This window comes from Psychrosphaera haliotis (assembly GCF_009728465.1).
GTDB lineage: Bacteria > Pseudomonadota > Gammaproteobacteria > Enterobacterales > Alteromonadaceae > Psychrosphaera > Psychrosphaera haliotis.
Genome location: NZ_WOCD01000005.1, coordinates 344407 through 364554, shown reverse-complemented (window position 1 = coordinate 364554; position 20148 = coordinate 344407). Strand labels below are relative to the sequence as shown.

Annotated in this window: 17 protein-coding genes and 1 pseudogene; 7 read left to right on the top strand and 11 right to left on the bottom strand. The window is 41.1% G+C overall.

The genetic code is table 11. The annotated features are described in order from the left end of the window. Nucleotides 1-333 precede the first annotated feature (333 nt). The gene (locus GNP35_RS12175) at nt 334-1566 is read left to right on the top strand and encodes a malic enzyme-like NAD(P)-binding protein (protein ID WP_155696374.1); all 1233 of its coding nucleotides are present in this window, start codon (nt 334-336) and stop codon (nt 1564-1566) included. 166 nt (nt 1567-1732) lie between these two features. On the opposite strand, the gene metJ is transcribed toward GNP35_RS12175, so the two are convergent. After that, the gene (gene metJ, locus GNP35_RS12170; RefSeq protein ID WP_155696373.1) at nt 1733-2050 is read right to left on the bottom strand and encodes a met regulon transcriptional regulator MetJ; all 318 of its coding nucleotides are present in this window, start codon (nt 2048-2050) and stop codon (nt 1733-1735) included. Nucleotides 2051-2344: 294 nt separating this feature from the next. On the opposite strand from metJ, the gene GNP35_RS12165 reads away from it, so the two are divergent. The 4 genes from GNP35_RS12165 to panP all read left to right on the top strand — a co-directional run bounded on the left by GNP35_RS12165 (nt 2345) and on the right by panP (nt 5887). Next, the gene (locus GNP35_RS12165; protein WP_196492513.1) at nt 2345-2728 is read left to right on the top strand and encodes a DUF5665 domain-containing protein; all 384 of its coding nucleotides are present in this window, start codon (nt 2345-2347) and stop codon (nt 2726-2728) included. Nucleotides 2729-2869: 141 nt separating this feature from the next. Continuing rightward, nucleotides 2870-3451, top strand: coding sequence for a PhnA domain-containing protein (locus GNP35_RS12160; RefSeq protein WP_155696372.1), 582 nt, complete (start codon nt 2870-2872; stop codon nt 3449-3451). Further along, nucleotides 3448-4137: a tRNA (guanine(46)-N(7))-methyltransferase TrmB gene (gene trmB / locus GNP35_RS12155; protein WP_155696371.1), complete on the top strand. Its 690-nt coding sequence runs from the start codon at nt 3448-3450 to the stop codon at nt 4135-4137. The genes GNP35_RS12160 and trmB overlap by 4 nt, the downstream gene beginning before the upstream one ends. Before the next feature lie 97 nt (nt 4138-4234). Continuing rightward, complete coding sequence (gene panP, locus GNP35_RS12150) at nt 4235-5887, top strand: pyridoxal-dependent aspartate 1-decarboxylase PanP (RefSeq protein ID WP_155696370.1); 1653 nt, start codon at nt 4235-4237, stop codon at nt 5885-5887. A 119-nt stretch (nt 5888-6006) separates the two neighbouring features. On the opposite strand, the gene panC is transcribed toward panP, so the two are convergent. The 8 genes and pseudogenes from panC to GNP35_RS15845 all read right to left on the bottom strand — a co-directional run. Continuing rightward, complete coding sequence (panC, locus tag GNP35_RS12145) at nt 6007-6864, bottom strand: pantoate--beta-alanine ligase (RefSeq protein WP_155696369.1); 858 nt, start codon at nt 6862-6864, stop codon at nt 6007-6009. 13 nt (nt 6865-6877) lie between these two features. Further along, complete coding sequence (panB, locus tag GNP35_RS12140; protein ID WP_155696368.1) at nt 6878-7672, bottom strand: 3-methyl-2-oxobutanoate hydroxymethyltransferase; 795 nt, start codon at nt 7670-7672, stop codon at nt 6878-6880. A gap of 21 nt (nt 7673-7693) precedes the next feature. Then, nucleotides 7694-8176: a 2-amino-4-hydroxy-6-hydroxymethyldihydropteridine diphosphokinase gene (gene folK, locus GNP35_RS12135; protein ID WP_155696367.1), complete on the bottom strand. Its 483-nt coding sequence runs from the start codon at nt 8174-8176 to the stop codon at nt 7694-7696. Between the two features lie 2 nt (nt 8177-8178). Further along, on the bottom strand, nt 8179-9597 hold the full coding sequence (gene pcnB / locus GNP35_RS12130) for a polynucleotide adenylyltransferase PcnB (protein WP_330997854.1): 1419 nt from the start codon (nt 9595-9597) through the stop codon (nt 8179-8181). Nucleotides 9598-9888: 291 nt separating this feature from the next. Then, complete coding sequence (gene gluQRS, locus GNP35_RS12125) at nt 9889-10857, bottom strand: tRNA glutamyl-Q(34) synthetase GluQRS (RefSeq protein WP_330997805.1); 969 nt, start codon at nt 10855-10857, stop codon at nt 9889-9891. 30 nt (nt 10858-10887) lie between these two features. Further along, complete coding sequence (gene dksA, locus GNP35_RS12120; protein WP_155696366.1) at nt 10888-11328, bottom strand: RNA polymerase-binding protein DksA; 441 nt, start codon at nt 11326-11328, stop codon at nt 10888-10890. A 133-nt stretch (nt 11329-11461) separates the two neighbouring features. Further along, a complete protein-coding gene (gene sfsA, locus GNP35_RS15850; protein WP_230961464.1) occupies nt 11462-12337 on the bottom strand; it encodes a DNA/RNA nuclease SfsA in 876 nt (291 codons plus the stop codon). Between the two features lie 24 nt (nt 12338-12361). Next, nucleotides 12362-13276: pseudogene (locus GNP35_RS15845) on the bottom strand (DUF808 domain-containing protein); the annotation flags it as partial. Nucleotides 13277-13477: 201 nt separating this feature from the next. Here GNP35_RS15845 and pepB point away from each other — a divergent pair. Then, complete coding sequence (gene pepB / locus GNP35_RS12110) at nt 13478-14764, top strand: aminopeptidase PepB (RefSeq protein ID WP_155696364.1); 1287 nt, start codon at nt 13478-13480, stop codon at nt 14762-14764. 140 nt (nt 14765-14904) lie between these two features. Here the strand turns inward: pepB and GNP35_RS12105 are convergent, their stop codons facing one another. Next, nucleotides 14905-17133, bottom strand: a complete 2229-nt coding sequence (locus GNP35_RS12105; RefSeq protein WP_155696363.1) for a malate synthase G — start codon at nt 17131-17133, stop codon at nt 14905-14907. 109 nt (nt 17134-17242) lie between these two features. Next, entirely contained in the window at nt 17243-18175 is a 933-nt protein-coding gene (locus GNP35_RS12100) for a LysR family transcriptional regulator (protein ID WP_155696362.1), read from the bottom strand. 138 nt (nt 18176-18313) lie between these two features. Between GNP35_RS12100 and GNP35_RS12095 the strand changes: the two genes are divergently transcribed. Further along, nucleotides 18314-19909 carry an isocitrate lyase gene (locus GNP35_RS12095; protein ID WP_155696361.1) on the top strand — a complete coding sequence of 532 codons (1596 nt, stop codon included), beginning with the start codon at nt 18314-18316 and terminating at the stop codon, nt 19907-19909. Nucleotides 19910-20148 lie beyond the last annotated feature (239 nt).

Genomic DNA, 20148 nt, shown 5'->3' with positions numbered 1-20148 from the left:
AAATTCAAAACAGTAAATTTTTAGTCCTCTAGACGTTTAACGCCATAAAACCTGCCGTAGTAATTTTTTTCATACAGTTCAATTCTTAACATTTAATTCGACGTTCAAATCCTAACTAAATTCTTCCATTTGATGTTAACTATACGCTTTTGTATCAAACGTAAGCTTATTGAGTTTATTAGTACTAAGTCTGTTTTTTACGGCGTTTGTGCGCTTTGTTGTAATAAATTAACCAAGTGGTATGAGTTGTCTTATATGGTGTAAGTTCTTGTCGTGAATGGCTTTCCAATGCCGTACAGTGGCGGCGTTTACTCACTCCAATGGAACGTATTAATGTCAGACTTTAAGCAACGCGCACTCGATTATCATAGCCAACCATCTCCAGGAAAAATTTGTATCAACCTAACGACTCCAGCTGAAACGGTTGAAGACCTAGCACTTGCTTATAGCCCAGGTGTGGCTGAGCCAGTGAGAGAGATCGCGGCGGATCCTGACAATGCATACAAATACACAGCTAAAGGCAATACGGTTGCAGTGATTAGTAATGGAACTGCTATTTTAGGTTTGGGTAACTTAGGGCCATTAGCTTCAAAACCTGTCATGGAAGGCAAGGCGCTGTTATTTAAACGTTTTGCTAATATCGACTCTTTTGATATCGAAGTAACGCATAACACCGTTGATGATTTCATAAATACCGTAGCGAATATTGCAGACTCTTTTGGAGGTATTAATTTAGAAGATATAAAAGCGCCAGAGTGTTTTGAAATAGAACAAGAATTAAAGCGCCGATGTAATGTTCCTGTTTTTCATGATGATCAACATGGAACCGCTATTGTCACTGCCGCGGGTATGCTCAATGCACTAGAAATACAAGGTAAGCAAATTCACGATTGCACTATTGTATGTCTAGGAGCCGGTGCTGCCGCTATTGCATGTATGGAGCTACTGATTAAATGTGGTGCACAGCGTGAACGAATTTACATGCTGGATAGAAATGGCGTTATCCATACAAGAAGAGATGACTTAAACGAATATAAACAACTATTTGCTAATAATACCGACAAAAGAACATTAGAAGATGTGATTGAAGGTGCAGATGTGTTTGTGGGCGTATCGGGCGCTAACTTGTTGTCTGCAGAGGCGTTAAAGTTAATGGCGCCAAATCCAGTGGTATTTGCTTGCTCAAATCCAGATCCTGAAATTAAGCCTGAATTGGCATTAAAAGTAAGAGACGATTTAATAATGGCGACGGGCCGTTCTGATTACCCTAACCAAGTGAACAACGTGTTGTGCTTTCCATTTATTTTTAGAGGTGCACTTGATGTAAGAGCAACGGCTATTAATGATGAAATGAAAGTGGCCGCCGTTGAAGCGATTCGAAATTTAGCGAAAGAGCCGGTGCCGGAAGAAGTATTGAAGGCATCTGGTGTCAGTAGTCTGACATTTGGTCCGCAGTACATTATTCCAAAACCGATGGATCCGAGATTATTAAAGAATGTCGCAAGAGCCGTATCCATAGCTGCGGTAGAAAGTGGTGTTGCTAAATTAGATTTACCCGCGGTTTAGCTGTGAGCTTGATGTACCTTGCCCTTGTTATTGGCCGGTTGCATGTTAAATGAATAAAACAGGTAATTGCCGATGTAACAAAAAAGCCAACATTAATTGTTGGCTTTTGCATTTAACGGAGAGAAAAATCGTTAATCGTTAATCGTTAATCGTTAATCGTTAATCGTTAATCGTCTAGGGTCGGAATGTCTTTGCCCATCTCAGTAAGGATTTTTCTTACTTCTTCAGGTATTTGATCTGGATTTTCTTTTTTCAAATCATTATCTGATGGTAACGGCTGTCCTGTAAAAGCATGTAAAAATGCTTCACACAGCAGTTCGCTGTTCGTCGCGTGTCGTAAATTCTTTACTTGTCGACGAGTTCGTTCGTCAGTTAGTACTTTGAGTACATTTAGCGGGATCGATACCGTGATCTTTTTAACTTTATCCGCTTTTTTTCCATGTTCTGCGTAGGGATGAACATATTCCCCATTCCACTTAGCCATAAAACACCTGATCAAGAATTACTGCTTACACGACATTGCTGCCGCTTTTAGTTGTTGAAATTGTATTGTATTACCAAAATTAGTCAAACAATCGATTGCTAAATGGAAACACTGCTAGACGTCTCCACTATTATAAATGGCAATTCCCGCAATAAACAGAGGGTTTTATCGATGAAAACCTATTTAACACTTTATTTTGTTAGTGCATATGCATAAGCTGAACTAACTATTTGTAAATAAAAAAGTAACGATCTGATGAGAAGCCAAATAAAAAAAATCAAGACGGCACTAACTGTGAAAAAAAATGCTCCTGTGAATGGCGACGGTAAAAATAAAGCTGAATTGTCACAGGCAAATGATACTCAAGAAAGTGAAGAGTCGTTAGATGACATTAGTATGCAAGAGATGTGGAAGAAGCTTCATATTCAAACCAAGCATATTAATGAACAGCTTCTACAGTTAAACAATCACAAATTGGTGCATACCTATAACTCATTGCCTAGGTTTATTTGGTTTAGTTTATTAAAAGGCATCGCAGTGGGTTTAGGCAGTGTATTAGGTGCCACTGTGGTTCTATCTTTTGTGGTTTATATTTTATCTCAAATGGAATTTATTCCTATTATAGGCGAATGGGTTTCGGCCATTCTAGAGGTTGTTAGAGGACCAGAAGGCAACTAGTTTTTATAAACAATAAAGTGTCATAGCGTAATCTCATTTTATTCTGCTGAAAATAAGGGCTTCATTGCCCTTTTACTTTTTTTACGGAACAAAAATAGGCATAATGCGCCCTCAAAATTTAAAGGCTCAATGGAGTATCCAATGTCGATAGAATCAACACTTCAAGAACGCGGAAATAACACGTGTGAATTATGCAACAGCCCAGATAACTTGTCTGTTTATGCTGTATTGCCTAAAGCGGGTGATAACTCAGACGACTGCGTGTTGGTTTGTGACAAATGTGAGAGCGAATTAAACAGTACTGACACATTAGACGTTACCCATTGGCGCTGCATAAATGACAGCATGTGGAGCCAAGTGCCTGCAGTTCAGGTATTGGCATGGCAACAGCTGAAGTTGTTAACTAACCAAGGTGAAACTTGGGCGCAAGACTTGTTAGACATGATGTATTTAGAAGATGAAACGGCAGCATGGGCAGAGTCAGGTTTGGCACATAGAACCGCTGGCGGTGACTCAGAACACGTAGACTCTAATGGCGACAAGTTATCAGCAGGCGACAACGTCTATTTAATCAAAGATTTGCCAGTTAAGGGCGGTGGTTTTACCGCTAAACAAGGTACGACCGTTAGAGGCATTTCATTAACGAATAACCCTGAGCACATTGAAGGGCGCGTTAATGGACAAAAGATTGTTATCCTAACTAAGTTTGTTAAAAAAGTATGATTGAAAATGCGGGCAACTCGCGTTCGATTACGACCAATCAAACGGGTGTTAGTGAAGATTTAGAGAAAGTGGTTAAAAAGCATTTGAGTCACGAATTCAAAAAGCCTTTTGCGCCATTTTCGCTGCAGACTTTTGAGCAACTATCAGCAAAGGTAACGGCTTTTTTAGCTGAAGATTCTAATCGTTATATTATTTTAGATTCTTGTTGTGGTGTAGGTGAGAGCACTGTGCATTTAGCGGCAGAAAACCCAAATGCGCTAGTTGTTGGTATTGATAAGTCAGAACATCGCGTTGAAAAAATTGAGCACCACTTGGTTCATAAAGTATCGAACTTTGTTATTTTACGTGGTGATCTTAATGATTTATGGCGCCTTATTGCTGATACGGACTGGCCGATTAAATCTCACTACATTCTTTATCCAAACCCGTGGCCAAAAGCAAAACATTTACAACGAAGATGGCATGGTGCCGCGGTGTTCAGTAGTATTCCTAAATTAGCGGAAACCTTAATTGTTCGCAGTAATTGGAATATCTATATTGATGAGTTTGCTCAAGCCCTTGAAATAGCGGGTTTAAAGCCAAACGTTAGTGAGTACAGAAGTGACGTAGCCATGACCCCGTTTGAGCGTAAGTACTGGGCAAGTGGACAACAAAGCTATCAATTAACCTGTAGCTTAGAAAATTAGCATTTTGCAGGACCGCATTTTGTCTGCTTAACTACAGACATTATTGTTAACTTCCAGTAAAGTACCGAAAAATTTAAAGACAACCAAACTATTTAAAATGTCAGATAAACGTTTAGCCGCTGCGTCGGAAGAGAATTTATTTAGGATCTTCACTATCCCTGAAGCTCCAGATTCAACATTGGCGCGGATAGAGCAAGAAGTATCACAAAATCTTGATGGTTTTTTACGTGACAATATTGTTGCTGTAGAAAAGCCTCTTTCTGAAATTGAACAGGACTTTCAAGACTCTGTGGTGCCTGAGCACCCGCAATTTGTTTCTGCATTAGCCGATGAGTTGCTAGATAAGTTGGTTGCACAATCTGTACACACGTCATCGCCAAGCTTTATTGGCCATATGACGTCGGCATTACCGTACTTCTTATTACCACTGTCTAAGCTGATGGTGGGTTTAAATCAAAACCTCGTAAAAATAGAAACGTCTAAAGCCTTCACCCCGTTAGAGCGCCAAGTTATTGGAATGTTGCACCGTATTGCCTATGGTGGAACTCGTACTGAAGCACATAACGACCAATATTATAAGTCAGTTATGCACAGTGCAGACACGTCACTTGGAGCGTTTTGTTCTGGTGGTACAGTGGCCAATATCAGTGCGCTGTGGATTGCTCGTAATACGTTACTAGGACCAAATGGCAGTTTTAAAGGCGTATCTAAAGAGGGCCTTTTCCGTGCGATGAGCCATTACGGTTATTCACGATTAGTGGTTTTAGTTTCTGAGCGTGGGCACTATTCTTTAGGCAAAGCTGCCGATGTATTAGGTTTAGGCCGACAAGATATTGTTTCGGTAAAAACCGACGAAAATAACAAAATATGTATTGAGTCATTAGAACAGCGGATCACTGAGCTTAAAGCTGAAAACGCAGGCATATTGTCATTAGTTGGTGTGGCTGGTACCACAGAAACTGGCAACATTGACCCATTAGATAAGATGGCTGATATTGCTGAGCGAGAAGGTATTCACTTCCATGTAGATGCAGCGTGGGGCGGTGCGACAATGATGTCGAATAACCAACGTCCACTTCTTAAAGGCATAGAACGTGCGGACTCAATAACCGTAGACGCTCATAAACAAATGTACGTGCCTATGGGTGCCGGCATGGTGTTATTTAAAGATGCGCACTCTACCGATGTTATTGAACATCACGCAGAGTATATTCTACGTAAAGGCTCTAAAGACTTAGGCTCACATACGTTAGAAGGCAGCCGTCCAGGTATGTCGATGCTAGTTTACGCGTGCCTTAAAGTAATGGGTCGCAGTGGTTACGAAATGCTAATTGATAGAAGCATAGATACCGCTAAGTACTTTGCAGATTTGATTAATGCAGAAGATGACTTTGAACTGGTTTCCGAGCCAGAGTTATGTTTATTAACATATCGTTATGTACCCAAAGTAGTTAAAGACTACATGGAAACCTGTGATGCGGAAGAAAAGCATATCATCAATGAGTTGCTAAATGACTTAACGCGTTTTATTCAAAAGAAGCAGCGTGAGTCAGGACGTTCTTTTGTATCAAGAACACGTTTAACGCCTAAGGCGCATGACGGACAAACGATTACTGTATTTAGATGTGTCTTAGCAAATCCATTGACCACTAAAGACATACTTAAAGATATATTGGCGGAACAAAAAGAAATAGCAAAAGAGAGCTGGAGAAGTTTACCGGCGATCCTCAAGAAAATCGCCAGTCTGTAATGACTGGCACACGACTAATAATAGTGCCCTTCAGTTGAGGCCACCCTAAAGCTAAAACAGTTCTTCAGCTTAAACAGTTCTAAAATTAAGATAGCTCAATCGTCAAAATAGCCCTACGATTAAGACAACTCGACGGTCAGGTTATCTATCAAGCGAGCTTTACCAACAAATGCAGCCACAAGAATAACCGCTTGTAAGCTGCTATCTGTAACCTTACCAAAATCACTGCTATCTCTGATTTCAATGTAATCAGGCTTTAAGCCTGCTAATTCAATCATCTCTAGTGCAAATGTCTGCATTTCATTGATGTTACGAGCGCCGCTTTTAAGGGCGTCTTGCACCGCTAGCAATGTTTGATATATCACTGCCGCTGTGGCCTTTTGGTCATCGCTAAGGTAACCGTTGCGAGAGCTTTTAGCCAGGCCAGATACTTCACGAACCGTTGGCACAGGCACAATGCTAATAGGCATGTTTAGATCTTTTACTAACGTTTGAATCAAACGAACCTGTTGATAGTCTTTTTGTCCAAATAACGCCGTATCAGGTTGCACCATATTAAATAACTTAGTCACAACCGTCGCAACACCATCAAAGTGTCCTGGTCGCTGGGTAGCTTCTGCACAGTGCTCAAGTTCATTGTTTGGTACGGATACCACAGTTTGTGCTTTAAGTCCGTTAGGATACATATCAGCAACGGTTGGATAAAACACCACGTGGTTGTTCACCGCTTCAAGCTTCTTACAATCGGCGTCAAAAGTTCTTGGGTATGCGTCTAAATCTTCGTTTTCTCCAAATTGCATTGGATTAACAAAAATTGAAGTGATAACAAAATCTGCGTATTTATGGGCTTGCTGAACAAGCTCAATGTGACCTTCGTGAAGGTTGCCCATCGTTGGTACAAAAGCTACGGTTTTACCGTCTTTGTAACATTGCTGACGCCACGTGCGTAATTCACTTAAAGAGCTAATAATTTGCATAGGAATAGAATACTTACTTAAACCAGCGTGCTTCGTCTGGGAACGCACCGCTTTGGACTTCATCAATATACAAGCTCACTGCCTGTTGTAAATTGCCAGTGATCTCAATGTAATTTTTAGAAAACTTTGGAATATAACCTGAGCTAATCCCTAAAATGTCATGCATCACTAAAATCTGACCATCAGTGCCATTTCCTGCACCAATACCAATGGTTGGGATAGACACGGCTGCCGTTATTGCATTTGCCAAGTCTACTGGCACACATTCCAACACTAATAACTGAGCGCCGGCTTTTTCTAAGCCTTTGGCATGTTCAATCATTTCATTAGCTTTGTCGGCGTCTCTGCCTTGTATTTTAAAACCACCAAACACATTAACCGACTGAGGCGTTAATCCTAAATGACCACAAACAGGAACACCATTTTGCGTCAGTTGCTTTATGGTTTCATAAAGCCATTCGCCGCCTTCAATTTTAACCATGTTTGCACCAGCGGCCATTAACTCATGACTGTTTTTAAGTGCGGTGGCTGGGCAGCTGTAACTCATGAATGGCATATCGGCAATAACAAGCGCATTTTCAGTGCCTGCTCTTACGCATTTGGTGTGGTAAGCAATTTGTTCATTGGTCACACTCAAAGTGCTGTCTTGACCATGCAATACCATCCCCATTGAATCGCCAATTAACATTACATGAATGCCTTGTTGGTCAAATAACCCAGCGAAACTGGCATCATAGGCGGTGATCGCTGCTATTTTTTCGCCATCTTGCTTCATTTTGAGTAGCTTGGAGGTAGTAATTTTGCTCATTCTTTTATCCAGAATTAATCGCTAAATAGCGTTCATGTCATTAAAAGGTAATTGTTTTGCAATATCACTTAGTATTGAACCACAAGGCAATACTAAGTTTGGTGTTATATCTAACAGCGGATAAACCACAAACTCGCGATCTTTTAAGCCGTAATGCGGTACGGTAAGTTGCTCATCATTGATGAGGTTATCACCATAAAGCAAAATATCTAAGTCTAAGGTACGTGGGCCCCAATGTTCGCCATTTCGAGTTCGCCCGTGGGCTTGTTCTAACTGACATGTTTTGGCAAACACATCGTGTGCGCTCAATGATGTTTTTAGTAAAACAACGGCGTTTACATAATCAGGTTGGTCAGAAGGCCCCATAGGTTTGCTACTGTATATTTTTGACTGACCAATAAATTCACAGTGCTCTAACGTTGCTAATGCTTTAACTGCCGAGCGAACAGTGTCACGAGGGTTATTGAGGTTTGCACCTAACCCAATATAAACAAGCTCTGTCATGCCTACTGCTCTTTTTTACGACGACGGCTACCGCGATACTTTCCACGTTTTGACTTTGGTTTATCACCATCTTTGCTATCAAAACCAGGCTTTCTGTCGCCGCGAGGTCCTGGAGTCGCATTACTCGCATTAGCTCGTGTTCTTACCGACTTAGCGATAGCTCGTTTGGCTTCATCCGTTTGTTGGTAGTCAGTCCAGAATTGAGCGATGTCATGCAATTCGCCGCCTTCCGCTTCAGCTCTTAATAATAAAAAGTCGTAAGCAGCTCGGAAACGAGGGTTTTCAACCATTTGCATTGGGCGCTTGCCCTCGGTTTTTAATAAACGGTGCTGTGAGCTCCAAATATCTCGCATTGTGGCAGTGAAACGTTTTGGAATGGCCACCGTTTGAACCGCTCTTTGCAATATGTCGCTCATGGCTACTTGGAAAGCATCATAAGGTGACAAGCCGCTTTCAAGTTCTAATTCGCTGGCGTGGGCTTCTAACGGGTACCAAAATAACGCGGCTAAAACAAAGGCTGGAGATATACTTTTCTCAGCATTAATTCTGGCATCTGTGTTTGTTAACATCGTCGCTAACAAACGCTCTTCTTTATCTAAAGGGTTACCCGTTAATACTTGTTCTGCAATTGGGAAGAAGTATCTGAAAATACCAAATTCACGAAGAGCGGCCACGTTATCAACCGCTTTACCGGCTAAAAATAACTTTAACGCTTCGTCAAATAAACGCGCTGGTGGAATGTTGATAAGAAGATGATTTAATTCATAAATAGGTTGTTTGGTACGCGGCGCAATTTGCATTCGTAGTTTCGTTGAGAAACGAATAGCGCGAAGCATTCTAACCGGATCTTCACGGTAACGAGTTTCCGGATCACCAATTAAATCCACCACACCTTTTTCGATATCGGCCATGCCATTGGCAAAGTCTAAAATAGAAAAGTTGCGAATGTCATAATAAAGGGCGTTTATAGTGAAGTCTCTGCGTTCGGCGTCTTCATCTATGCTGCCGTACACGTTATCTCTTAATAATTGACCTTCATCACTTTGGCGTGAAGTTTTTTTGGCTTTGTCTGCGTGACCGTTTTCTTGTGATGTTTGATTGCCTTTGTTATCTGAATCTTCCACTGGTGTGTCATGGTGCCCACGCATTGTGGCAACCTCAATAAGCTCTCGGCCAAACATAATATGAGCTAAACGGAAACGTCGACCAATCAAACGACAATTTGAAAAGCAAGCTTTAACTTGTTCTGGAGTTGCGTTTGTTACAACGTCAAAGTCTTTAGGCTGCAGACCTAGTAAGATATCTCGAATACAACCACCCACTAAATAGGCTTCGTAACCGTTATCTTTTAGTCGATACAAAACTTTTAAAGCACTAGGGCTTACGTCGTTTCTTGAAATTGGATGAGATTCACGTGGAATAAGCGTTGCGTTATTTTCGACAAAAGGCGCTTGTGGTTTTTTAGGACGAGGTTTGCCAGCATGACGTTGAGCAGGACCACGTCGCTTTTCGTTTTTCACAGGGCGCGACGCCGTAGGTGTTTGCTCTTTTTTATCGGCTGAATCTTTGCCAAACCAAGAAATTACTTTTTTAAAAACCACGTATTTACTTACCTAATATTAATCTATTGACCACAAATGACTTTTCATTTGATTGTTAGCGGCGCATTTTACAGCAATATGAGCAAAATAAAAAATAAATGAGCAATTCACTTAAATGAGGATTTCTTGACCTTTAGGTAACCGTGAAAAATCGACAGTTTTGATGGCCCAATCTAGTATTTTAGCGCAGCTCTTTCGCTCAATCTCACTACATTCAGTTATCGGTAACCCTAGTAATTCCAAGGCTTTAACTAGCTCTGGTTTAGGGTTTTTCATATCAATAGGCGTCGCATGGTTTTGTTTACTGAGTTTATGTCCTACTTGACCAGAAATGACCGGCAGGTGAAAAAACTCTGGAGGCGTCATGCCAAACTGTTGGTAAAGAGTGAGTTGTCTAGCTGTTAGCGGCATAATATCTGAACCGCGCACCACATGTGTAATGCCTTGATCAATGTCATCAACTACAACGGCCAGTTGGTAACTGAATAAACCATCGCGACGCTTTATCAGATAGTCTTCGGTTGAAAGCCCCTCAGGCGCTTCCTGCAGTCCGAAGTGAAGATCAGTATAACTATGCAAGGGATTTACTTGTTTAATACGAACAGGATGCGTCTGAAGGTCTAATTGCTTATTTTTACATTGACCATTATAACTGCCGCCCAGTGCTTTGATTTCTTTGCGTGTGCATTCACAGCCATACAGTAGGTGTTGGGCTTCTAAGTATTCAAAACACTCTTGATATCGGTTTATGCGCTGTGTTTGCGTTAAGCAGTTTTGGTCGCTGATACGCAACTGAGACTCTGTTTGTTTGTCACAATCCCAAACAAAACCAAAAGCGGTTAACGCTTCTAAAATTTGCTCGCGGGCTTGTTTTTGAACTCTGGTGGTATCTATGTCTTCAATGCGCACAAACCAAAGTCCATTTTGTGACTTAGCGTGCAGGTAACTACCTAAAGCAGCAAACAATGAACCAAAGTGTAAAGGGCCACTAGGCGAAGGTGCAAATCGTCCGCGGACTTGGGTATTTGTAGTATTAAATTTTTTCTGTTTAGTGAAGGGGTAAGGTGTTGCTGATATCACGGAGGGGGAAAAAGGGTTAAGGCTTAAGCCTTAACCACCCATTTGTTTTTCTTTGATTTCAGAAAGCGTTTTACAGTCAATACATTGATCAGCTGTAGGACGTGCTTCTAAACGACGGATACCAATTTCGATACCACACGTTTTACAGAAACCGAAGTCGTCGCTGTCTATTAGACCTAACGTTTTTTCAATCTTTTTAATTAGCTTACGTTCACGATCTCGTGTGCGTAGTTCAAGAGCAAACTCTTCTTCTTGCGATGCACGGTCTACCGGATCTGGGAAGTTGGCTGCTTCGTCTTGCATGTGATTTTTAGTGCGGTCAACTTCTTCACGCAACTGGTTACGCCATGCTTCCAAAATTTTACGAAAATGGACTAATTGTTCGTCGCCCATATATTCTTCATTTGGCTTTTCTTGATACGGCTCAACGCCTGCTAAGGCTAACAATCCTAGTGATTTCTTTTCTGCCATGCGTTGTTTTTCTCCTAAAATTCAACCGGTTAGCGCACAATTTGTTGTTTTTGTATTAGCAACCAGTGTCTAATGCCAAAAAACGGCGGCTACATATAGCAAAATTAACACTGTTTGACAACTAAAATCCAGATTAATGTTCAAATTGGCTGGTGTGGGTTACAAAAGTTTGATGCGCGTCTATATGGGTATGCAATACTAAAATTTCTACCCCTTTTTGCACCGCTTCATCAATTAAATTTCCATATTTACTATCAACATGTCTGGCTACGGTTACTTTTTTAATACCGGTATGTTGGACTAAAAAAACCAAAACGGCTCTATGTCCTTGATCTACCATCTCTATTAATTCGCGAACGTGCTTTTGACCACGTGTTGTTTTGGCATCAGGGAATGCGCCAAGACCATTTTGCTCATTTAATAATAAAGTGGTGGATTTAACTTCAACGTAACAATAATTACGTTCGTCAGGGGAATTTGGTTCGCTTAGTAAAATATCAATGCGACTATTCTCTTCGCCATACTTTACTTCCGTTTGTAATTTTTTGTAGCCCGCGAGTTCAGGAACTTTATTTGTTTCAATGGCGTCTTTTACTATTGAGTTTGCCGCAATGGTATTCACACCAATAAAGTGCCCATGTTGGTTCACTGTTTTTTCTAGCGTGTGAGCGTACTTACGTTTAGCGTTATCGCTGGTACTGAAATAAGCATCAAAACCAGCGTCCGCACAGCCAGTCATTGCGCCAGTATTCGGGCAATAAATCGTAAACTCTTTTCCGTTTTGTTCAACATCCACTAAAAAGCGTTTGTAACGTTTTAAAATAGTAGCGCTTTCTAGTGTTGCTGAACCTGAACCTGAACCTGAACCTGAACCTGAACCTGAACCTGAACCTGAACCTGAACCTGAACCTGAACCTGAACCTGAACCTGAACCTGAACCTGAACCTGAACCTACCTTTGGACCTAAATTTGAGTCTTCGCTTGTTTTGGAAGCCTTGCTTTTAAGCATGCTGTTTTTCCCAAACGGCAAGATATGAATAATGCCTGCCACTATTAAGCCAGCAACAATTCCGTAAAGGCCGTCCAATAATACACTGGCAATCGTCACTATAATTGAAGGCAAGCTTAAGTCGGTAGCAAGGAAGTTGAGTACAACTTCGCTAATGTGATGTACAAAGCCAATATTGTGAGTAAGCATGCCGCCGCCAACAAGAAACATGGCCACTAAACCTATAACACTAAGGCTTTTCATTAGTTTTGGTGCAAAGGATAACAAGCCCGAACCAAATAAATTTAATATTTTTCTACCAATGCCTTTATCCTCTAATTGCTTCCAATAAAGGCCAACGTCGTCTAACCGAACGATAACAGCGACTAAACCATAAACGCCGACTGTCATTGCAAAGGCGATAAACGACAGAGCAGCAATTTGATTGACCATAGTTGCACCAGCAAAACTGCCCAAAGCAATAATGATAATTTCAGCCGAAAGAACGAAGTCTGTGCGTATCGCCCCTTTGATTTTGTTTTGCTCAAAATTGAGTAACTCTTCAGGGCTTTGTTTTACTTTTTGTAATAGGGCTTGGTGATGTTGTTCTTTCTCATCACTTTTTGATTGAAAGGTTTCTATTATTTTTTCTGCGCCTTCAAAACACAAAAACAGACCACCGAGCACAAGCAAGGGAACAATTAACCAAGGCAAAAATGCACTAATGAGCAGCGCGGCGGGCACCAATATGGTTTTATTTAGCAAACTCCCTTTGGCAACGGCCCAAACAACGGGAAGCTCTCGATTGGCTTTAACGCCACTAACCTGTTCCGCGTTTACCGCTAAGTCATCGCCCAATACCCCTGCGGTCTTTTTAGCGGCGACTTTCGACATTGCAGCTACATCGTCGAGCAACAAAGCAATATCGTCAAAGAGTGCGAAAAAACTGGCAGAAGGCATAACAAACTCCGGTTGGTATTATTTAATCCATAAAAAACCATTATTAAAGATTATTGATCAGGTTGCTACATAAGAATTAAAACAATGATCAACTTTGTGTATTTACTTGTTTGTTAAAAAATAAGTCCCATATTGAACTGACGAAAGAGAATTAGTTCTCTATGATTGATAGATAATTTTTATAAAGATGAGATAGGCGTTATGACAAAATTACTGAATGTACAAATTTCTAAAAATGCAGCACCAGAAGGTTGGGGCGATGATAATCAGTTGAGTATAACTGCCGACGGTTTCACTATTCACATTGGTGACTTGTCTTTAGAAGCTTCTTTACCACTTATTCAGTCGGTAGCTCGCAAAATCCAAGGCATGGGCGTAAACCAAGTTAATGTTCAAGGCGACTGGGATGTTGAACAACAGTGGAGTTTTTACCTTGGTTTAGTGACTGCAAAAGGTGGTCAATCGGTTGCTTGGTTAGCAAACGACAGCAAAGAGTTAGATGCTCGAAAAAAATCCTACGACTGGACTCGCGAGATGACTAACTTACCGCCTGCGGATTTATATCCAGAAGCGCTAGCAAATCAAGCGATTAAATTTATTAAAGAGTTAGGCGGCGACGCTGTGTCTCACTCACTTGTAGTAGGTGATGACTTACTTGAAGCCGGCTGGATTGGTATTCATTCAGTTGGACGTGCAAGTAGTTTTGCTCCAGCATTACTAAGCTTAGACTATAACCCTACTGGCGATGAGTCTGCACCAATTGAATATGCATTGGTTGGTAAAGGCATTACTTTCGACAGCGGTGGTTATTCAATTAAGTCCTCTGAAGGCATGTTAGCAATGAAATGCGACATGGGTGGCGCTGCAACGGTAACAGGCGCATTAGGTTTAGCTATTATGCGAGGCTTAAACAAACGTGTTCGTTTAATTTTATGCTGTGCAGAAAACATGATTGCAGGCAATGCTTATCGTTTAGGTGATGTTATTACTTATAAAAATGGCACTAGTGTTGAGATTGTAAATACCGACGCTGAAGGCCGATTAGTATTGGCAGATGGTCTATTGCACGCAACAGAAATTGGTGCAAAACAAATTATTGATGCAGCAACATTAACAGGCGCAGCAATGATGGCTGTTGGTAGCGATTACAATGCAATGTTCGCGTTAGATGATGCAATGGCTGACCGCGGATTAGTTGCGGCAGCAAAAGAGTTTGAAGGCGCATGGCGTTTACCACTAACTAAAGCACATCAAAATAATTGCCCGTCAGCCTATGCTGATACTGCAAATAGTCGTCCTCAAAAAGGCGGTGGCATGGGTGGAGCATCTAATGCAGCAGGCTTTTTATCGCGATTTGTTAATGAAGAAGGCAGCAACTGGTTGCACATCGACCTAGCTGGCGCATTTAACAATAACGCCACAGGAAAATATGCAGCGGGCGCTACGGCAATGGGCGTTCGTACAATTGCTAACCTGTTAGCAGAATAAATTTTTAGTTAACGAGGCTGTAAAACCGTACGTTAAAACCAGTCACTAAAATTAAAAATGACAAATAAAAAGGCCGGCGCTCTAATTAACTTAGATTGCCGGCCTTCCCATTGGGGGACGTAAAGCGCAGAACTGAACTCTTAATTCTGCAATGAAGCCTTTTTCGCTAATCTAGCGGCATGCAACAACGGCTCTGTATAACCACTTGGTTGATCTTTACCTTTAAGTACAAGATCAAGAGCGGCATTAAAAGCGATAGAATTGTCAAAGTCAGGGCCCATAGGCTCGTATCCTTCAACATCTACGTTTTGTTGATCAACAATCGCAGCCATTTTTTTCATCACCACAACAATGCGTTGCTCACTGCACAAACCATGAGTTAGCCAGTTAGCCATGTGTTGTGACGAAATACGACAAGTTGCTCTATCTTCCATCAATCCAACATTATTAATGTCAGGTACTTTAGAACAACCAATGCCAGCATCTACCCAACGAACCACATAACCTAAAATGCCTTGGGCGTTATTATCCAGTTCATGATTTACTTTCCCTGGTGTTAAAGGCTCGTCTTTGCTCAACAATGGAATGGTTAAAATGCTTTCTAAACGTTTCGCTTCGTCGGTTAACAATTCACTTTCACTGCTTTGTGCAATTAAACTGTCTTGTATCGAAGGAACCGATACTTGATGGTAATGAAGCGCATGCAAGGTCGCAGCTGTTGGAGATGGAACCCAAGCGGTATTTGCGCCTGCTTGTGGATGACCAATTTTAGCCTCCATCATGTCCGCCATGTTATCTGGGATTGGCCACATGCCTTTACCAATTTGTGCTTTACCTAAAAAGCCACTATTCAAACCGCTGGCTACATTTGACTCTTCGTATGAATAAATCCAAGGCATTGTTTTAAGAATAGCTTTTGGCATGAACGGACCAGCTAACATACTGGTGTGAATTTCATCGCCGGTACGGTCTAAAAAGCCGGTATTAATAAACACAACGCGTTCTTTTGCTTCTTTAATACAAGCTCTAAGGTTAACCGATGTACGTCGTTCTTCATCCATAATACCCATTTTTAGAGTATAGCGGTCAAGACTAAGTGCATCTTCAACGGCATCAAATAATTGTTGCGTAAAGGCGACTTCTTCAGGTCCGTGCATTTTAGGCTTAACAATATATATGGAGCCCTTTTGGCTGTTCTTTATTGTAGCCGTTGCTGGCTTTTGAACATCAATTTTACCAATCGCAGCGGTAATAATACCGTCTAGAATACCTTCTGGTACGTCTTCACCATTAAATTGCATTACCGGGTTTGTCATTAGGTGACCAACGTTTCGAACAAACATTAGCGCGCGGCCAGACAAACTATGCTGAAAACCATCTTTGCTGATGAACTCAATGTCACCGTTCATTTTACGTTGGAAAACTTGGCCATTTTTTGAGATGTCTTCTGTCAATTCACCAGACATTAGTCCAAGCCAATTTTTATAAACGGCAATCTTGTCTTCAGCGTCTACTGCGGCAACAGAATCTTCACAATCCATAATAGTGGTTAGTGCAGACTCTACCAATACGTCTTTGATATAGGCCTTGTCAGTTTTACCAACCGGGTGATCTGCATCTATTTGTACAATTAAGTGCAAGTTGTTGTGAGCTAGCACTATTCCCGTTGGTTGGTCTGATTTGCCTTGGTAACCAACAAACTGAGATGGTTCTGCAAGATGTGATGTTTCACCATTCTCAAGAGTGATTACCAGTTGTTCGTTCTCAACGTTAAAGCGACTTACGTTTGTCCAGCAATCATTGATTGGGCAGTGTGTATTTAGAAGCGTTCGAGCATACTGAATAACTAAGTCACCGCGAACTGGATTATAGGCTTTGCCTTTTTCAGCTCCGTTTTCTTCACTGATAACGTCAGTACCATAAAGAGCATCGTATAAACTGCCCCAGCGAGCGTTTACTGCATTAAGTGCATAACGGGCATTCATTACCGGAACAACCAACTGTGGGCCAGCCATGGTGGCTATCTCATCGTCTACGTTTGTCGATTCGATTTTAAAAGGCGCTGGTGGCTTAACAAGGTAATTAATGTCTTGTAAAAATGACTTATAAGAAGCAACGTCTGTAGAGCCAGCATTTAAATGGTATTCATTTATTTGGGCTTGAAGAGCAGAGCGCTTCTCTAATAGTTGTTTATTTACTGGAATAAACCGTTCAAAAATACTTTCGACCTCACGCCAAAATACTTCTTGCGGTAACTGGATTTGTGGTAATACAGATGAGTTTACAAAATCGTAAAAACCAGCATCTATTGTAAGCTGATTTACCTGTACGTCTTTATTGTTCAATTCTTTACGCAATGTGTTTGGCATAACTGACTCGCATTTGTTTAAAAAAGTTAGCGCGGTAATTCTAGATCCGAACCCTTATATAAAAATACCTTTGGTTTTATATGTTCGCCATAAGTATTGTGAATAGTAGTTACTCAGCACCAACATCAACAATTAATCGACGTAACCAAACGTGACCAGCATCATGGTGTAACAAAGGCGACCAGGCCATTTTTAATGCTATCGGAGGGATGTCAAAAGGAGGCTCCATAGTCACAGTGTCAGGGTTATCAGCATAAAGTTCTGCAGCCTTGGTAGGTAATGTCGCAATTAGTCCTTGTTCTTTAGCTAGCCACATTGCCATATGGTAGTGTCTGGTGAATACGCTAATATCGCGTTTTTTACCAAACTTTGACAGCTCATTGTCAACCCAGCCAAGCTTTTGAACCTCATTAGGATCAATGCCTACACCTACGCCAAAGCCAGTTTTACTCACCCAAACATGTTTGTGTTGTAAATAAGTATCTAAATCGAGGTTTGGCAAACAAGGGTGCTTAGCATTAACCATGCAGGAGAAGGTATCGTACCAAATAACTTTCTGATGAAATGATAGTGGGAGATCATCAAATCGGTTGATGGCCATATCAACTTTACCTAGTTCAACATCATGAAAGCTAACGTCCGAAGGCGTAACAATATCAAGGGTTACACCAGGGGCACGACTTCTTAATTTACCTAATACACGTGCCAATAAAGTGGTCTCTGCATAGTCACTTGCCATTATTCTAAAGGTTCTGTTTGATTCTAACGGATCAAAATTCTTTTCTTTTTGAAGTGTTTCTTCCAGTTTTGAAAGAATACTACGGATTACAGGCTGTAATTCTAAAGCACGTGCAGTTGGTACCATTCCCTCTGAAGTTCTTATTAATATTGGGTCGGAGAAGAGTTCTCGTAATCTTTTTAAGCCATTGCTCATAGCTGGTTGAGTAATTGATAGCTTATCTGCAGCTCTTGTTACGTTTTTTTCTCGTAATAATACATCTAGATATACTAAAAGGTTGAGGTCGATCTTACTAATATTCATTTCATGAATTCCATGTATCGAAATTATTTATTTCATGAATCCTAGTCGAATGGCATAGAGTTGTCAGCAGAAAAATTCATGGAGATACAAATTAGTCTCTCCAACTAATAATAAATGATGTGAATAGAGGAAGTGCATATGTCTGCATATACTAACGAAATAGAACTATTGAATGCAATTAAAGCGCGTCACGGTGAAAGCTGGGCTGCTATTGAGCCAGAGTATGCAGCAAGAATGCGAGCGCAGAATAAATTTAAAACGGGCTTAGACATTGCTCAATATACTGCTGAGATCATGCGCAAAGACATGGGCGACTACGACCGTGATTCTTCACAGTACACTCAGTCTTTAGGTTGCTGGCATGGTTTTATTGGCCAACAAAAAATGATTTCTATCAAAAAGCACTTCCAAACTACTGAGAAAAAATACTTATACCTGTCAGGTTGGATGGTTGCGGCACTTCGCTCTGAGTTTGGTCCACTACCTGACCAGTCAATGCACGAGAAAACATCTGTAGCATCGTTAATTGCTGAGCTTTATACATTTTTACGTCAAGCAGATGCACGTGAGCTAGGCGGTTTATTCCGTCAACTAGACGATGCCCGTGAAGCTGGCGATGAAGTACTAGCGCAAAAAGTACAAAACGAAATCGACAACCACCAAACACACGTTGTTCCAATTATTGCTGACATTGATGCTGGTTTTGGTAATGCAGAAGCAACGTACTTAATGGCTAAACAAATGATTGAAGCCGGTGCTTGTGCCATTCAAATTGAAAACCAAGTTTCTGACGAAAAACAATGTGGTCACCAAGACGGTAAAGTAACGGTTCCTCACGAAGACTTCTTAGCAAAAATTCGTGCTGTTCGTTACGCTTTCCTTGAACTAGGCATTGATGACGGTGTTATTGTTGCTCGTACGGATTCATTAGGTGCTGGCTTAACTAAACAAATCGCGGTAACTCGTGAGCCTGGAGATTTAGGCGACCAATACAACAGCTTCTTAGATTGTGAAGAAGTGGCACCACAAGATTTAAACAACGGTGACTTAGTACTTAACCGTGAAGGCAAGCTATTACGTCCTAAGCGTTTACCTTCAAACTTATTCCAGTTCCGCGCTGGTACAGGTGAAGATCGCTGTGTTCTAGATTGTATTACATCATTGCAAAACGGCGCTGACTTACTGTGGATTGAAACGGAAAAACCACACATTGGCCAAATTGGTGCCATGGTTGACCGTATTCGTGAAGTGGTTCCAAATGCGAAACTCGTTTACAACAACAGCCCAAGCTTTAACTGGACGCTTAACTTCCGTCAGCAAGTATTTGATGCATGGTTAGAAGAAGGTAAAGATGTATCAGCTTATGTTCGTGACGAGTTAATGGGTGAAGTTTATGACAGCACTGAATTAGCACAAGAAGCGGATTCACGTATTCGTACTTTCCAAGCGGACTCTGCGCAACAAGCGGGTATATTCCACCACCTAATTACGCTTCCAACTTACCATACTGCTGCATTGTCTACAGACAACTTGGCAAAAGAGTACTTTGGTGATGCGGGCATGTTAGGTTATGTAGAAGGCGTTCAACGTAAAGAAATTCGCCAAGGTATTGCTTGTGTTAAACACCAAAACATGGCTGGTTCTGATATGGGCGATGATCATAAAGAATACTTTGCTGGCGAAGCAGCGCTTAAAGCTGGCGGTAAAGACAATACGATGAACCAGTTTGGTTAATTGTTAGTTATTTATGGTTAATTGTTGGTGAAGAACCAGCAATCACCATAACTGAGCGATAAGTTCAAAATTTCCAAAGTTATCCTTTCTTTGGATACAAAGCGCCTGTTAGCAATAACGGGCGTTTTTTTATTTTCGTTTAACTGTTTTTTAGTTTACCCGCTGAAACTTATACAACTGAAGTTGAAATTGGATTTTAGATTGTTTGTTCAATTGTCATGAAGTTTAAGTTGAGATTG

Excerpts from the sequence above, each read along its gene's own strand:
- GNP35_RS12175 (WP_155696374.1), top strand. The coding sequence starts at position 334 with ATGTCAGACTTTAAGCAACGCGCACTCGATTATCATAGCCAACCATCT.
- metJ (WP_155696373.1), bottom strand. The coding sequence starts at position 2,050 with ATGGCTAAGTGGAATGGGGAATATGTTCATCCCTACGCAGAACATGGA.
- GNP35_RS12160 (WP_155696372.1), top strand. The coding sequence starts at position 2,870 with ATGTCGATAGAATCAACACTTCAAGAACGCGGAAATAACACGTGTGAA.
- trmB (WP_155696371.1), top strand. The coding sequence starts at position 3,448 with ATGATTGAAAATGCGGGCAACTCGCGTTCGATTACGACCAATCAAACG.
- panP (WP_155696370.1), top strand. The coding sequence starts at position 4,235 with ATGTCAGATAAACGTTTAGCCGCTGCGTCGGAAGAGAATTTATTTAGG.
- panC (WP_155696369.1), bottom strand. The coding sequence starts at position 6,864 with ATGCAAATTATTAGCTCTTTAAGTGAATTACGCACGTGGCGTCAGCAA.
- panB (WP_155696368.1), bottom strand. The coding sequence starts at position 7,672 with ATGAGCAAAATTACTACCTCCAAGCTACTCAAAATGAAGCAAGATGGC.
- folK (WP_155696367.1), bottom strand. The coding sequence starts at position 8,176 with ATGACAGAGCTTGTTTATATTGGGTTAGGTGCAAACCTCAATAACCCT.
- dksA (WP_155696366.1), bottom strand. The coding sequence starts at position 11,328 with ATGGCAGAAAAGAAATCACTAGGATTGTTAGCCTTAGCAGGCGTTGAG.
- sfsA (WP_230961464.1), bottom strand. The coding sequence starts at position 12,337 with ATGCTTAAAAGCAAGGCTTCCAAAACAAGCGAAGACTCAAATTTAGGT.
- pepB (WP_155696364.1), top strand. The coding sequence starts at position 13,478 with ATGACAAAATTACTGAATGTACAAATTTCTAAAAATGCAGCACCAGAA.
- GNP35_RS12105 (WP_155696363.1), bottom strand. The coding sequence starts at position 17,133 with ATGCCAAACACATTGCGTAAAGAATTGAACAATAAAGACGTACAGGTA.
- GNP35_RS12100 (WP_155696362.1), bottom strand. The coding sequence starts at position 18,175 with ATGAATATTAGTAAGATCGACCTCAACCTTTTAGTATATCTAGATGTA.
- GNP35_RS12095 (WP_155696361.1), top strand. The coding sequence starts at position 18,314 with ATGTCTGCATATACTAACGAAATAGAACTATTGAATGCAATTAAAGCG.